The following is a 14,087-nucleotide window of genomic DNA, read 5'->3' on the forward strand; positions in this document are numbered from 1 at the left end:
TTCAAAGCGCTTTTATGAAGGGAACTGGCCTAAGGTCACACGCGGATTGCCACCGTAATCATCGACGGTTTCCACGGCGTGATAGCCTTTTTGCCGCATCAGCGTGGCCACCGCCTCGCCCTGCTGCCAGCCATGTTCCAGCAGCAGCCAGCCACCCGGCAGCAGCCACGTGGGTGCCTGCTCGATCAGCGTACGCAGATCCGCCAGTCCCGCTTCATCCGCCACCAGCGCGCTGCGCGGTTCAAAGCGCACATCGCCCTGCTCCAGATGAACATCGCTGGCATCTATGTAGGGTGGGTTGCTGACAATGAGGGTAAAGCGCTGTGGCGTCAGCGCCTGGAACCAGTGACTGAGCAGAAAGGTGGTGTTGGTGAGGCTGAGCTGCTGCGCATTACTGTTTGCCAGCTCAACGGCGGCTTCAATGCGATCCACGCCGGTGACCTGACAATCGGGACGCTCGCTGGCCAGCGCCAGCGCAATCGCTCCGGTGCCGGTGCCCATGTCCAGAATGGTTGCCGGTGTCGGGGGCAGATGCGCCAGCGCCTGTTCAACCAGCAGTTCGGTATCCGGGCGCGGGATCAGCGTGGCGTCATTGACGCGCAATGGCAGCGACCAGAACTCGCGTTCGCCCACCAGATGCGCCACCGGCTCACCGCGGGCGCGACGCGCCAGCAGGCTATCCAGCTGCGTCAGCTGCTCATCGCTGAGCACCGTTTCATCAAAGGCGATTAACCAGCTGCGTGGTTTGCCGGTCACAAAACCTAACAGGATCTCTGCGTCACGCTTCGGACTGTCACCACCGCACAGCGTGGCGACCGCCTGTTTCAGCCAGTGACGAATATCCATTAATCCTGACCAGCCAGCGCCGCCAGCTGATCGGCCTGGTACTCCTGAACAATCGGCTCAATCAGGCTGTCGAGTTTCCCTTCCATCACTTCATCCAGACGGTAGATGGTCAGGTTGATACGGTGATCGGTCACGCGGCCCTGCGGGAAGTTGTAGGTGCGGTTACGGTCAGAACGATCGCCGCTGCCCAGCAGGTTGCGTCGGGTACTGGCTTCGGCGGCGTGACGGCGGGCCATCTCTGCAGCGTGAATACGCGAGCCCAGCACCGCCAGCGCTTTGGCTTTGTTTTTATGCTGTGAACGTTCGTCCTGACACTCCACCACGATACCGGTTGGCAGGTGGGTAATACGAATAGCAGAGTCGGTGGTGTTAACGTGCTGACCGCCTGCGCCGGATGAGCGGAAAGTATCGATCTTCAGATCGCCCGCATTGATTTCCGGCAGTTCCGCTTCCGGGATTTCCGGCATCACGGCAACGGTACAGGCTGAGGTGTGAATGCGGCCCTGGGATTCGGTCTCCGGCACGCGCTGCACGCGATGGCCGCCTGACTCAAACTTCAGGCGTCCATAGGCACCTTCGCCGGTGACGCGGGCAATCACTTCTTTGTAACCGCCATGCTCGCCTTCGTTGGCGCTGATGATCTCCACGCGCCAGCGACGCGCTTCGGCATAGCGGCTGTACATGCGGAAGAGATCGCCGGCGAAAATCGCCGCTTCATCGCCGCCGGTTCCGGCGCGCACTTCGATAAAACAGGCGCGCTCATCATCCGGATCTTTCGGCAGCAACAGAACCTGCAACTGCTGCTCCAGCACGTCACTCTTCTCACGCGCTTCCTGTAACTCTTCCTGCGCCATGTCACGCATTTCAGGATCGTCGAGCATCTGCTGCGCGGTTTCGATATCTTCCTGCACCTGCTGCCAGTCGCGGAAGCAACGGGTCACATCGGTCAGCTGAGCATATTCGCGTGACAGCGCACGGAAACGCTCCTGATCGGCGATCACGCCTGCATCGCCCAGCATCGCTTCCACTTCTTCGTGGCGCTCCTGCAGGGCTTCCAGTTTGGCAACTATAGAGGTTTTCATTTAAATGTGGGATTCCCGTAACAGGTGGCGACAGCGGTGTGCCTAATCGAGACCCAGGCTGTCGCGTAAAATCTGCAGGCGTTCATTATCGCCGTCGCGGGCGGCCTGCTGAAGTGATTTGGTTGGAGCGTGTATTAAACGGTTGGTCAGCTTGTGCGCCAGTTCCTGCATGACTTTCTGCGGATCGGCACCCTGCTGCAGCGCCTGCAGCGCACGGCCTTCCAGCTCAGCGCGGATCTCTTCCGCCTGAGAACGATATTCACGGATCGTATTCACCGCGCCCTGTGAGCGCAGCCACGCCATGAATTCGCTGCTTTCCTGAACTACGATGCTTTCGGCCTGAACCGCGGCCGCTTTGCGCTGCGCCAGGTTCTGCTCGATGATCGCCTGCAGGTCATCCACGCTGTAGAGATAGGCGTTAGGCAGGTCGCCCACTTCCGGCTCTACGTCGCGCGGAACCGCAATATCGACCAGCAGCATTGGCTTGTTACGTCGCGCTTTCAGCGCGCGCTCCATCATCCCCTTACCGATAATCGGTAGCGGACTGGAGGTTGACGAGATAATAATGTCGGCTTCTGCCAGACGGGCGTCGATCTCCGCCAGGGTGATCACCTCTGCACCCACTTCCGACGCCAGCGTTTCGGCGCGTTCGCGGGTACGGTTGGCGATGATCAGATTTTTGACCTGATGTTCACGCAGATGACGCGCCACCAGCTCAATGGTCTCACCTGCGCCAACCAGCAAGACATTGACGGAGGAGAGCGATTCGAAGATCTGACGGGCCAGCGTACAGGCGGCAAACGCCACCGACACCGCGTTGGCGCCGATATCGGTTTCCGTACGTACGCGTTTGGCAACCGAGAAGGTTTTCTGGAACATGCGTTCCAGTTCACTGCTCAGCGCCTGACCGCGTGAGGAGTCGGCAAAGGCTTTTTTCACCTGACCGAGGATCTGCGGTTCGCCCAGCACCAGTGAGTCGAGTCCGCTGGCGACGCGCATCAGATGGCTGACCGCCTCGTTATCCTGATGCCAGTAGAGGCTGTTTCGCACATCCTCTTCATCCAGCTGATGATAATTGCATAACCAGCTCACCAGACGCGCCTGTAAGTCGGCCTGCTGCTCTACACTCAGGTAGAGTTCAGTCCGGTTACAGGTGGACAACACCACGCCGCTCTGCACCATTGGCTGTGATAACAGGCTGTTTAACGCCTGCTCAAGCGTCTCCGGCCCGAACGAGACGCGTTCGCGCAGAGCAATGGGGGCTGTCTTGTGATTGATTCCGAGAGCGAGCAGCGTCATAGCGGTTTTGGTTGGGATGTCCCAATAATGTCAGGGTTTTGTGAGGCGCATTCTACAAGATGCGGCAGATCAAGAAAAGCCATACAAAGGCTATGACTGTAATAAGATTAACCCGATCGTGCTCAATTTGCTGCATAACAGCATTGACGGTTAAAACCGGGACGGTTAGCGTTATCCGTTACGAATAATAAATGTGTCCGAGGAGATGACCACTTGATGCTTAATTCACCACGCAATCTGTTGCGCCTTTTGCCCCTTGCCAGCGTGCTGCTGGCAGCCTGTAGCGTCAACAAACCGCAAGGCCCGGGCCCCAGCGTTACCGCGCCACAGTGGCAACAGCATCAGCAGGCGGTCTCAAAGGTCACGCACTATCAGACCCGCGGCGCCTTTGCCTATCTTTCTGACAAGCAGAAAGTCTATGCCCGCTTTAACTGGCAGCAGACCGCGCCCGATCGCTATCGCCTGCTGCTGACCAATCCGCTGGGCAGCACCGAACTGCAGCTGGATGCGCAGGGCTCGGTGGTACAGATCGTCGATAACAAAGGCAAGCGTTACGTCAGCAACGATGCGCAGAAAATGATTTCGCAGCTGACCGGCATGAACATTCCGCTGGCGAATCTGCGCCAGTGGATGATGGGTCTGCCAGGCGATGCCACCGACTATCAGCTCAATGAGAGCTATCAGCTGAGCAGCCTGAACTACAGCCGCGACGGTCAGAACTGGCAGGTCTCTATTGCGGGCTACGACAGCAAAGTCACCCCGCCGCTGCCTTCGAGCCTGGAGCTGAAAGAGGGTGACCAGCGGATTAAACTGCGTATGGACGGCTGGACCGTTCAATGATCACCCACTGGCCTGCCCCGGCAAAACTGAATCTTTTTCTCTACATCACCGGCCGTCGTCCCGACGGCTATCACAACCTGCAGACGCTGTTTCAGTTTCTTGATTACGGTGACCAGCTGCAGATTACCGTCAATCAAAGCGGCTCGATTACACTGTTAACGCCCGTGGCAGGCGTTGCGGATGCGGATAACCTGATTGTCCGCGCCGCAAACATGCTGAAACAGGCGGCGCAGGATAACAATCGCCTGTCCGCTCACGCGGGCGCGCAGATTGCCGTTGAGAAAAACCTGCCCATGGGTGGCGGTCTCGGTGGCGGCTCCTCTGATGCGGCAACCGTGCTGGTGGCGCTGAATCATCTGTGGCAAACCGGCTTCACGCCGGATGAGCTGGCGGCGATGGGCGTGAAGCTGGGCGCGGATGTGCCGGTGTTTGTCCAGGGCTTCGCGGCCTTCGCCCAGGGGGTGGGTGAACAACTTCATCCCGCAGAGCCGGAAGAAAAGTGGTATCTTGTCGCCCATCCCGGCGTGAATATCAGCACCCCAGTAGTATTCAACGACCCCGAACTGACGCGAGATACTCCATCGCGCAGTTTATCGACGCTTTTAGCATCACCCTTCACCAATGATTGTGAAGCAGTGGTAAGAAAACGTTTTCGTGAGGTTGATGAGCTTGTTTCCTGGCTGCTAGAATACGCGCCGTCACGCCTGACTGGCACGGGCGCTTGTGTGTTTGCTGAATTCGACACCGAGTCTGCTGCCCGCCAGGTGCTGGAGCTTGCCCCGAATGGGGTACGCGCATTTGTAGCCCGGGGCGTAAATGTTTCGCCGCTACAGCGTACCCTGCGAGGCGATTAGCGAATGCGTGACAGTGTCACCACGTTCCGGACACTGCACGTTTCGCATCAACACACCCGTGTGAACGCACATGACCGTACGCGCCGGTTACAGTCATGCCGTTCATTCTCTGGACGCAAAGCCTGAGGTTCTTCTCGTGCCTGATATGAAGCTATTTGCTGGTAACGCCACCCCGGAACTAGCACAACGTATTGCCAACCGCCTTTACACCAGCCTGGGAGACGCCGCTGTAGGACGTTTCAGTGATGGTGAAGTGAGCGTACAGATCAACGAAAATGTACGCGGTGGTGATATTTTCATCATCCAGTCCACCTGTGCCCCCACCAACGATAATCTGATGGAACTGGTTGTGATGGTCGACGCGCTGCGTCGTGCTTCTGCTGGTCGTATTACCGCAGTCATCCCCTACTTTGGTTATGCCCGTCAGGATCGCCGCGTGCGTTCCGCGCGTGTACCTATCACCGCTAAAGTAGTGGCAGACTTCCTTTCCAGCGTCGGTGTTGACCGTGTTCTGACGGTTGACCTGCACGCCGAGCAGATCCAGGGCTTCTTCGACGTCCCGGTTGATAACGTATTTGGCAGTCCGATCCTGCTGGAAGATATGATGCAGATCGGTCTGGAAAACCCGATTGTTGTTTCTCCCGATATTGGTGGCGTAGTACGTGCCCGTGCTATCGCTAAACTGCTGAACGACACCGATATGGCCATCATCGATAAACGCCGCCCTCGCGCGAACGTTTCTCAGGTGATGCACATCATTGGTGACGTTGCTGGCCGCGACTGCGTGCTGGTCGACGACATGATCGACACCGGCGGCACGCTGTGCAAAGCGGCTGAAGCGCTGAAAGAGCGTGGTGCTAAACGCGTATTTGCTTACGCGACCCACCCGATCTTCTCCGGCAATGCGGTTGAAAACCTGCGTAAATCTGTGCTCGACCAGGTAATCGTCTGCGATACCATCCCACTCTCTCTGGAGATTAAGTCACTGCCGAATGTGCGCACGCTGACCTTATCTGGCATGCTGGCCGAAGCCATTCGCCGCATCAGTAACGAAGAGTCAATCTCGGCAATGTTCGAGCATTAATCTTTGCGGAACCGGGCCCTGTGCCCGGTTTTTTTATGCCTGCCGGGCGCCCGATTAACGCGCTTCTTTTTCTGATATTTTCGCGATAAATTTCCCCAAAATCGCCTATTTTCAACGCCACCCACTCTTTTGATAAAACGCCGCGTTCCCCGCTTCTGCCCTGTGCCGTTAAGTGGTAATTTGCAGCGCACTTTTCATAAGAACCCTGACCGCCATGAGCCTCGATATCTATACGTTATTTGTCTGCGAGCTTTATGTGCTGGGGTTTCTGAGCATCATCATGTTTTTTGCCTGGATCGGATCGCAGTATGATCGCGTTCTCGGCTTCACCTGCCTGTCGCTGGTTTTTACCCTGATTGCGGTATTCTTAAGTAGCCTGCGCAGCAGTGGCCTGCATTTCCTGCCCGTTGCAGTGGGTAACGTTTTAGTGATGCTGGCTTACGGCGGATTGTTAAATGCGTTCCGGCGCTTCTGCGGCAAGCCCATCGGCACTCACTGGCTATTGGGCGCCCTGCTCTGGGCACTCCTCTGCTGTTTCCCGGCATTCTATTACAGCTTACCCAAACGGGTGCTGGTGCTCTGCATCGCCTGCATCGCCTATACCGCCGCACTGATCCAGCTGGTCTGGCTGGCGCGTGCCACGCTAAAGGTGACCTTCTGGCCTGCGCAGTTGCTGCTGTGGATCCATCTGCTGTTTCACCTGGCTCGCCTGTTTCTGGACAGCGCGATTCCCAGCACGCTGCCTGGCGCCATTGGCGGATCAAACTTCTCGATTTACGTCATCCTGGAATCGATTCTGTTTGTCATCGGTCTGACATTTACTATCCTGGCCATGGTGAATGAACAGATGCAGTCAGTCTTAAAACATGCCTCGATGCACGATCCTTTGACCAGCGTCTGGAATCGTCGTGCTTTATTTAATGAAGCAGAGAAGATTGTGGCGCGATGCCGCCGACAGAACCGGCCGTTTAGCGCGATACTGTTCGATCTGGATCATTTTAAGAGCATTAACGATCGGTATGGCCATCAACAGGGCGACCTGATATTGATTCACTTTTGCGACATTGTCAGAGGGCTGATACCGGCTGAGGGGCGTTTTGCGCGACTGGGCGGAGAGGAGTTTGCGGCGATAATTCCGGCGGCCGCAACAGATGCAGAAGCATGGTGCGAGACAATTCGGCGGGAGGTCTGTGCGTCACAACCCAATTCAATTGCCTATTCGGTCAGCATTGGGTTTGCCACGGTCACACATCAGCAGCAGGGTTTTGACGATTTACTCGCACTGGCGGATAAAGCGCTCTATCACGCCAAGGCCAGCGGCCGGAACCGCATCGCGCAGCATCCGGTCACTGCTGCCATCAGTTAATGGTGAGAATTGTGCGACCGGCGACAACGTTTATCATAGTGACGATGCCAGTAATAACGATCTTCAACCTTTTCACGACCACTCAGACCCGCCCCGACCAGCCACATCATTGCACCAACAAAGATGCCTAAGATTGCGCCCTGCGCCAGTGCATCTGGCAGATCAAGCGAGGGAAGCTGGTTCATAATTGAGAAACCCACGCCCAGCACCATTGTGACTAATCCCAGTACCATCAAGCTGTTACCCGCTACGCGGCAGTGTTGATGTTTCATGCTGCACCTCCATCCATATGAGTCAATAACCGCACACAATGTTAAGTGCCATAAGCTTAGGCAATGGGTGAAGATAACGTTGCGGAGTGGATCACACATCAGCCATAAATAATTAACTGGCCCTGATTGCAGTCTGTTGATTTAGATAGAAAATGATTAATCACTGTCCTGAACCATTTCGATGCTTGTACTTTGTCATCTCGCTCGTGGCGAAGTAAACTAACGCCTTTTCGCGATAACAGCAGGATAATCATTGTGAGCAGCATTAAACTGATTGTGGGCCTTGCCAATCCAGGCGCTGAATATGCCGCCACGCGCCACAATGCGGGTGCCTGGTATCTGGATTTACTGGCTGAGCGCCACAATCAGTCACTGAAAGAGGAAGGCAAATTCTACGGCTATACCGCCCGCCTGGCGATAGCCGGAGAGGATGTGCGCCTGCTGGTGCCGACCACCTTTATGAACCTGAGCGGGAAAGCCGTGGCGGCGATGGCGACCTTTTATCGCATCGCGCCAGAAGAGATCCTGGTAGCACATGATGAACTCGATCTGCCACCCGGCGTGGCGAAGTTCAAGCAGGGCGGCGGGCATGGCGGCCATAACGGGCTGAAAGATATCATCAGCAAACTGGGCAACAACAACAATTTCCATCGGCTGCGCATCGGTATCGGACATCCCGGCGATCGCAACAAGGTGACCGGATTTGTGCTGGGCAAGCCGCCCGCCAGTGAGCAGAAGCTGATTGATGATGCCATTGATGAGGCGGCGCGCTGCACCGAACTGTGGCTGAAAGAGGATCGTATCAAGGCGATGAACCGGCTGCACGCCTTCAAGCCTGCTTAAACGCCCGAATCGTCGTGATTCCGTGTATAATGCGCGAAATTTTTCAATTCGTCTCCGACAGTCCGCCTTCGTGCGCACTGTCCATCCAGTTATAAAGGGTATCAAACCATGGGATTCAAATGCGGTATCGTGGGCCTGCCGAACGTCGGTAAATCCACTCTGTTTAACGCGCTGACTAAAGCGGGCATCGAAGCGGCTAACTTCCCCTTCTGCACCATTGAGCCAAACACGGGCGTGGTGCCGATGCCTGACCTGCGTCTCGACCAGCTTTCTGAGATTGTTAAGCCGCAGCGCGTGGTGCCGACTACCATGGAATTCGTCGATATCGCCGGTCTGGTAAAAGGCGCGTCGAAAGGTGAAGGTCTGGGCAACCAGTTCCTGACCAACATCCGCGAAACCGAAGCGATCGGCCACGTAGTGCGCTGCTTTGAAAACGACAACATCATCCACGTTGCGGGCAAAGTTAACCCGGCTGAAGATATTGACGTGATCAACACTGAGCTGGCGCTTTCCGATCTTGAAACCTGTGAACGTGCGATTCAGCGTGTGCAGAAGAAAGCCAAAGGCGGCGACAAAGATGCCAAAGCCGAGCTGGCTGCGCTGGAGAAGTGCCTGCCGCATCTTTCTGAAGCGGGCATGCTGCGTTCACTGAATCTGGATGAGGACGACAAAGCGGCAATCCGCTATCTGAGCTTCCTGACCCTGAAACCCACTATGTACATTGCTAACGTCAATGAAGATGGTTTCGAGAACAACCCGTACCTGGATCAGGTGCGCGCTATCGCCGAAGCGGAAGGTTCAGTCGTGGTGCCCGTGTGCGCCGCCGTTGAGTCGGATATCGCCGAGCTGGAAGATGAAGACCGTGACGAGTTCATGGCAGAGCTGGGACTGGAAGAGCCAGGCCTGAACCGCGTTATCCGCGCCGGTTACTCCCTGCTGAACCTGCAGACCTATTTCACCGCTGGCGTGAAAGAAGTACGTGCCTGGACCATCCCGGTTGGCGCGACAGCTCCACAGGCAGCCGGTAAAATCCACACTGACTTCGAGAAAGGCTTTATCCGCGCCCAGACCATTGCGTTTGAAGATTTCATCGCTTATAAAGGCGAGCAAGGTGCTAAAGAAGCCGGCAAGATGCGTTCAGAAGGTAAAGAGTACATCGTGAAAGATGGCGATGTGATGAACTTCCTGTTTAACGTCTGATTAAAGATTGTTGTCTTATGGGGTTCCATCAAAACCATGAAGTCTGACAGACTCCCTAAAATCCACGCCATGGCGTGGATTTTTCATTATGCGGTCGGGGGTAAAATTCAGGCGGACACGTCCTTCCCATTAGCCGTGCTGCAAAACACTTTCAGATCGACCCCGCCCGAGGCTTATCAGGCGGAGCCTTACGACATTATTGCACCAGGTTATGCTGCAGGGAATATTTCACAATATGGGCATTATTGGTAAATTTCATTCGCTTCATCATGCGTGATTTATAGGTGCTGACGGTTTTATTACTGATGGAGAGCGCATCGGCTATCGCATTAATCGACTCCCCGTGGGCCAGCATGATCATGATTTGCCGTTCGCGCATCGTCAGGCTCTCATGAGGCGCACGATTATTGCTCTGGTAGTCGGAGAAGATAATCTCCTGTGCCAGATCGTGATCGATATAGCGTGATCCCTGCGCCACGGTGCGAATCGCTTTGAGTAAAACATCCGGCGACTTGTCTTTGGTGATATAGCCCAGCGCACCATTATTTAACACCCGCCGGGTAATTTGCGGTTCGTTGTACATACTCAATACCAGAATGCGCAGCCGGGGATAGAGAGGCATCAGGCGGGTAATCAGATCTTCTCCGCTCATGCCAGGCATCGAAATATCGAGCAGCAGCAGATCGACTTCGTGCTGACGCAGGCGCTCCAGCACCTGGCCGCTATCCGATGCTTCGCATACCACGTCGATATTGTCATCAAGAGCAAAAATTTGCTTCAGGCCCTCGCGCATAATGGCATGATCGTCGGCAATCATCAGACGTATGCATTTACTCATCGGTTAATACTCCCGGTTTTCGGACAGGATGCGACTGATTTAGCGCTTACAGAGAGGGGGAATTTCAGTTTAACCCGGGTCCCTTTACCAGGTGTACTATCGATGGTCGCTTCTCCATTTAGCATGCGTCCTCGCTCCCTGATGCCGTGCAGCCCACATGTCCCTTTCTTCACTCGATTCAGATGAAAACCTTTACCGTTATCGACAACTTCGATGAGCAGCGCATCCGGCGTGAGTTTGACGAAGATATAAACATTGCTGGCTCTGGCATGGCGGACGACATTGGTGAGAGACTCCTGTACCACGCGAAACGCCGCCGTCAGCGTTGCTTCATCCAGCACCACGGTATGTTCATCAGGTGCCAGTAAAATGCAGCGGATTCCATTGTTTTTTATAAACTGATCGCGCAACCATTCCAGCGCCGGAATTAAACCAAGATTGAGAACGTTAGGCCGCAGGCGGGTCGAGACATCCCGTACCACCTGAATCGTGCTGTCCAGATGCACCATCAGCTGCTGAATTTTTGCCTGCTGCGCATCGACAGGCTGATCTTTACGCATCGCCAGCAGCGACAACCCTGTACGCAGAGCGGTTAAATGCTGGCCCAGCTCGTCATGAATATCACGCGCCAGCTGTTTTTTTTCCGCTTCCCGCGCCCGCTCGAGATTATGAGTTAACTGCCGCAACTCCTCTTCGGTCTTGCGGATTGCGGTGATATCGCGCCCAACCGCCAGCACGCTAACCAGCTCGCCCTGTAAATCATATTCCGGCACGCAGCGCACATGCAGGGTACGTTTATCACCCTGATGCTTTACCACCAGCTCATCTTCGGCCACTTTCTCATCAACCATCGTGCGTGAGACCAGCTTAAACAGGCTCAGTCCAATCCCCCCGCGCTGCACGCTTTCAGTCAGCGGCACCCGACTGATATCGTTTTCGCTAAGATTAAACCAGCTGCGGACCGCCAGGTTGGCATAGAGGCAACGGGTCTGCAAATCAAACCGTAAAATGAGGTCGGGAGAATTTTCCACTACCTGATGCAGCTGTTTTTCCCGAAGTTGCTGCTGCTCTTTTTGCCGGCGAATTTCATGCATATCGCGCACAATGCATAAGATATGCAGCTCACCATCCTGGTGATATCCGCTACAACTCACTTCTACGGGAAAAACGTTATGCCGGCCGGTATGATGTGAAGTGAATTGTATCCCTTCAGGGCGGGTACTGAGTTTCCACCACAGGGCAAAAACATCATTGTCGCGCAGCTCTTTATCAATGATGTCAAAGCTGAGCTGCGAAAATGCCTCGCGGGAATATCCCGTCAACTGGCAGGCCTTTTCATTGACATATTTGATATGCAGCTGGCTGTCTATCAAATATATCGCATCATGAATTTTGTTTAAGGCAATATTTGATAAACCGGTGATAGTAGTTTTGTCATTGTCATTCTGGTCAGATACACCCTGTAAAAGCATTATTCCCTCCACGGATTTATCAAGCCGCAGAGAATAACGTTCCGACGGCATGATAGTCATAACCCGCTAAATATTAACGAGCTGATAAGCTTAGCAGTTAAATTGCCATTTTTCGCAGGCCCATATTCAGGCGTAAATTCTCCCCTTTAATGTTTCCCGCGCGCGTGAGAGCCGAGAGCGCACGGTGCCTACCGGGATTTCTAACTGCTGAGCGATATCCTGATAGCTGCCCTCCTCCTCCACAAGGATAGACAGCATCACCCTGACGTCTTTCGGTAAAATTTCGAGGGATGCCAGCGTATGACTCAGTAATTGCCTGTTTTCCGTCAGATCGCTGGGATCATTATCCAGCAGCAGATCGGCGATAACTTCATCATTAAGATTATCAAACAGATAGTGGATCTGTTTTGATTTGTAGTAGTTGCGAATCAAATTAACTGCGATGCCAAATACCCACGTTTCCGGACGGGATGCGCCGCGAAACTTATGGCGATTACACAACACTTCCAGACAGGTCATTTGCAGGATGTCATCAGCATCTTCATGGCTGGCAATACGTTTTCGAATGAAATTTAACAGCTTCTTATTATGCGTAACGAAGATCTCATCCCAGTTTACGTTAATTGCTAAGGGTGACTCTGCGACAGCGGATACGAGCGTTGAATTAATCATTTTCTTATCTCTCTCATTAGTAGCAATTGATTTCGTTACATAGCAAGAGATATGCCATCTGCTGCTCAACAAATAAGCTGCTGTTTATGAAAACAATTAATTCTCCATACAGAATTATCTGAGACAGTTTTTACCCTTCCTTATCGATGAATAATGCAAAAAATTGCACTGATTTCCGGATGAAATTATTTCCACTTTTTTTTACCGCTTTTTTCGGAACCGGTAAGCGTTATTTGACACAGAAAGAGAGTAATAACCATTGAGGATGGCTGGCGATGCTCAAAATACAACATGCGATACCGGCGCTGGCGCACTCGCTAAAAGCTCTGCATAAAAACACGCCACAGACAGCAGGTAAAAACGACGTGCCGGATAATGTCCGCGCGCGGGAAACGTCACTGAATGACGCGATGGAAGAAATGGGCGCCGCGTTCAGTGAAAAGATGGAACGCAGGCAAAAGGCGCAGGACCGCCGTAATGCGTCACGGAACCAGCAGCGTGGCAAGCATGCGCTCAGCAAAGTCGGAGAGCTGAATGCACTATTTTCCCTACTCGACGGCGGCGATGAACAACAAACGCTGGAGCAGATGGCGTGGCTACGTGCCGCCCTGCGCCAGAATCCGCCGCCGGATAGCGACACACTTCTGGAAAAGACCGGCGGCGATCCGGCGCGCACCGCCCTGCTACTGCGTGTGATCGGCGAACAGGCACAGGATAAAGGCGACGGGGAACTGGCCGGGCTGGCCGGGGCCCAACTGGATAAGCTACAGCAAACCCACGGCCAGACCATTCGTGCAGGCAACAACACGGCGTCAGCCATCGCCGGGTATACCCGCGATCCGCAGCGTAAACAGTCGTTGCGCAACCTCTATTACGACGGCATCGTCCACCATCAGTCCGCAACCAGGATGCTGGATATGCTGCTGGAGCTGATCGGCTCGCGTAATCTGATCCCGACGCTGCGTACTCTGCAGCGCGCGCTGGCGGATGATATCGCCGCACTTGCCCCCTCAATCAGCGTTATTACCCTCGGACGTATCCACCGCGGACTGCGCGATGCTGCCGGGATAAGCCAGACGCTGAGCGACAGCACTGCCTTTTTGCAGCGTATGCGCAGCAAACTGCCCAGTGTTGCCATGAACAGCCTGACTCTGGCACGCCGGATGTTGCAAATCAGCCATAACGGCGCTTATCAGAGTGATTTTACCGGGCTGGCAGACGAGATTGTCGGCCAGAACAGGCAACATCTGCCGCTCTTTTTTAGTTCGCTTTTTCCGCTCCTGCACGGCGTGCCAGCCTCGCTGTGGCCCGCTCAGGAAAATCGTGACAACGCGTTAAAACTGCTGCGCGGCATGATTACGGACGTCACTAAAACTGAGCAGCAACAGCAACGCCGCAACCGGAACGCTGCGTCGTGAG

Annotated in this window: 14 protein-coding genes; 7 read left to right on the forward strand and 7 right to left on the reverse strand. The window is 54.6% G+C overall.

Annotated elements, in window-relative coordinates; translation table 11 throughout:
* Window positions 1-12: 12 nt before the first annotated feature.
* The 3 genes from prmC to hemA are packed head-to-tail and all read right to left on the reverse strand — an operon-like array spanning window position 13 to window position 3,227.
* Window positions 13-846, reverse strand: a complete 834-nt coding sequence (prmC, locus tag ACO6VX_RS06370; RefSeq protein ID WP_346556231.1) for a peptide chain release factor N(5)-glutamine methyltransferase — start codon at window positions 844-846, stop codon at window positions 13-15.
* Window positions 846-1,928, reverse strand: a complete 1,083-nt coding sequence (gene prfA, locus ACO6VX_RS06375; protein WP_010245863.1) for a peptide chain release factor 1 — start codon at window positions 1,926-1,928, stop codon at window positions 846-848. The genes prmC and prfA overlap by 1 nt, the downstream gene beginning before the upstream one ends.
* A gap of 42 nt (window positions 1,929-1,970) precedes the next feature.
* A complete protein-coding gene (gene hemA / locus ACO6VX_RS06380) occupies window positions 1,971-3,227 on the reverse strand; it encodes a glutamyl-tRNA reductase (RefSeq protein ID WP_010669985.1) in 1,257 nt (418 codons plus the stop codon).
* A 216-nt stretch (window positions 3,228-3,443) separates the two neighbouring features.
* Between hemA and lolB the strand changes: the two genes are divergently transcribed.
* From lolB to ACO6VX_RS06400, 4 genes are all read left to right on the forward strand, one after another.
* The gene (gene lolB / locus ACO6VX_RS06385) at window positions 3,444-4,067 is read left to right on the forward strand and encodes a lipoprotein insertase outer membrane protein LolB (RefSeq protein WP_010669984.1); all 624 of its coding nucleotides are present in this window, start codon (window positions 3,444-3,446) and stop codon (window positions 4,065-4,067) included.
* Complete coding sequence (ispE, locus tag ACO6VX_RS06390; RefSeq protein ID WP_033757424.1) at window positions 4,064-4,921, forward strand: 4-(cytidine 5'-diphospho)-2-C-methyl-D-erythritol kinase; 858 nt, start codon at window positions 4,064-4,066, stop codon at window positions 4,919-4,921. Before lolB ends, ispE begins: the two co-directional genes overlap by 4 nt.
* 136 nt (window positions 4,922-5,057) lie before the next feature.
* Entirely contained in the window at window positions 5,058-6,005 is a 948-nt protein-coding gene (gene prs / locus ACO6VX_RS06395; protein WP_422457935.1) for a ribose-phosphate diphosphokinase, read from the forward strand.
* A gap of 214 nt (window positions 6,006-6,219) precedes the next feature.
* Window positions 6,220-7,371 carry a GGDEF domain-containing protein gene (locus ACO6VX_RS06400; RefSeq protein ID WP_346556232.1) on the forward strand — a complete coding sequence of 384 codons (1,152 nt, stop codon included), beginning with the start codon at window positions 6,220-6,222 and terminating at the stop codon, window positions 7,369-7,371.
* Here the strand turns inward: ACO6VX_RS06400 and ychH are convergent.
* On the reverse strand, window positions 7,368-7,643 hold the full coding sequence (gene ychH, locus ACO6VX_RS06405; protein WP_010245880.1) for a stress-induced protein YchH: 276 nt from the start codon (window positions 7,641-7,643) through the stop codon (window positions 7,368-7,370). The two genes, ACO6VX_RS06400 and ychH, sit on opposite strands and share 4 nt — an antisense overlap.
* Before the next feature lie 255 nt (window positions 7,644-7,898).
* On the opposite strand from ychH, the gene pth reads away from it, so the two are divergent.
* Together pth and ychF are read left to right on the forward strand one after the other, a co-directional pair.
* Complete coding sequence (gene pth / locus ACO6VX_RS06410) at window positions 7,899-8,486, forward strand: aminoacyl-tRNA hydrolase (protein ID WP_010245882.1); 588 nt, start codon at window positions 7,899-7,901, stop codon at window positions 8,484-8,486.
* Window positions 8,487-8,594: 108 nt separating this feature from the next.
* Window positions 8,595-9,686, forward strand: coding sequence for a redox-regulated ATPase YchF (gene ychF / locus ACO6VX_RS06415; RefSeq protein WP_010245885.1), 1,092 nt, complete (start codon window positions 8,595-8,597; stop codon window positions 9,684-9,686).
* A 196-nt stretch (window positions 9,687-9,882) separates the two neighbouring features.
* Here ychF and ACO6VX_RS06420 read toward each other — a convergent pair whose 3' ends face one another.
* The 3 genes from ACO6VX_RS06420 to ACO6VX_RS06430 all read right to left on the reverse strand — a co-directional run bounded on the left by ACO6VX_RS06420 (window position 9,883) and on the right by ACO6VX_RS06430 (window position 12,668).
* Complete coding sequence (locus tag ACO6VX_RS06420) at window positions 9,883-10,524, reverse strand: response regulator (protein ID WP_010245888.1); 642 nt, start codon at window positions 10,522-10,524, stop codon at window positions 9,883-9,885.
* On the reverse strand, window positions 10,521-12,056 hold the full coding sequence (locus ACO6VX_RS06425) for a PAS domain S-box protein (protein WP_335569990.1): 1,536 nt from the start codon (window positions 12,054-12,056) through the stop codon (window positions 10,521-10,523). Before ACO6VX_RS06425 ends, ACO6VX_RS06420 begins: the two co-directional genes overlap by 4 nt.
* 66 nt (window positions 12,057-12,122) lie before the next feature.
* A complete protein-coding gene (locus ACO6VX_RS06430; protein WP_010245893.1) occupies window positions 12,123-12,668 on the reverse strand; it encodes an RNA polymerase sigma factor in 546 nt (181 codons plus the stop codon).
* A 275-nt stretch (window positions 12,669-12,943) separates the two neighbouring features.
* On the opposite strand from ACO6VX_RS06430, the gene sctW reads away from it, so the two are divergent.
* Window positions 12,944-14,086: a type III secretion system gatekeeper subunit SctW gene (sctW, locus tag ACO6VX_RS06435; RefSeq protein WP_010669978.1), complete on the forward strand. Its 1,143-nt coding sequence runs from the start codon at window positions 12,944-12,946 to the stop codon at window positions 14,084-14,086.
* Window position 14,087: the final 1 nt, after the last annotated feature.

Source organism: Pantoea sp. BJFS-204 (genome assembly GCF_049310725.1).
Taxonomy (GTDB): domain Bacteria; phylum Pseudomonadota; class Gammaproteobacteria; order Enterobacterales; family Enterobacteriaceae; genus Pantoea; species Pantoea agglomerans.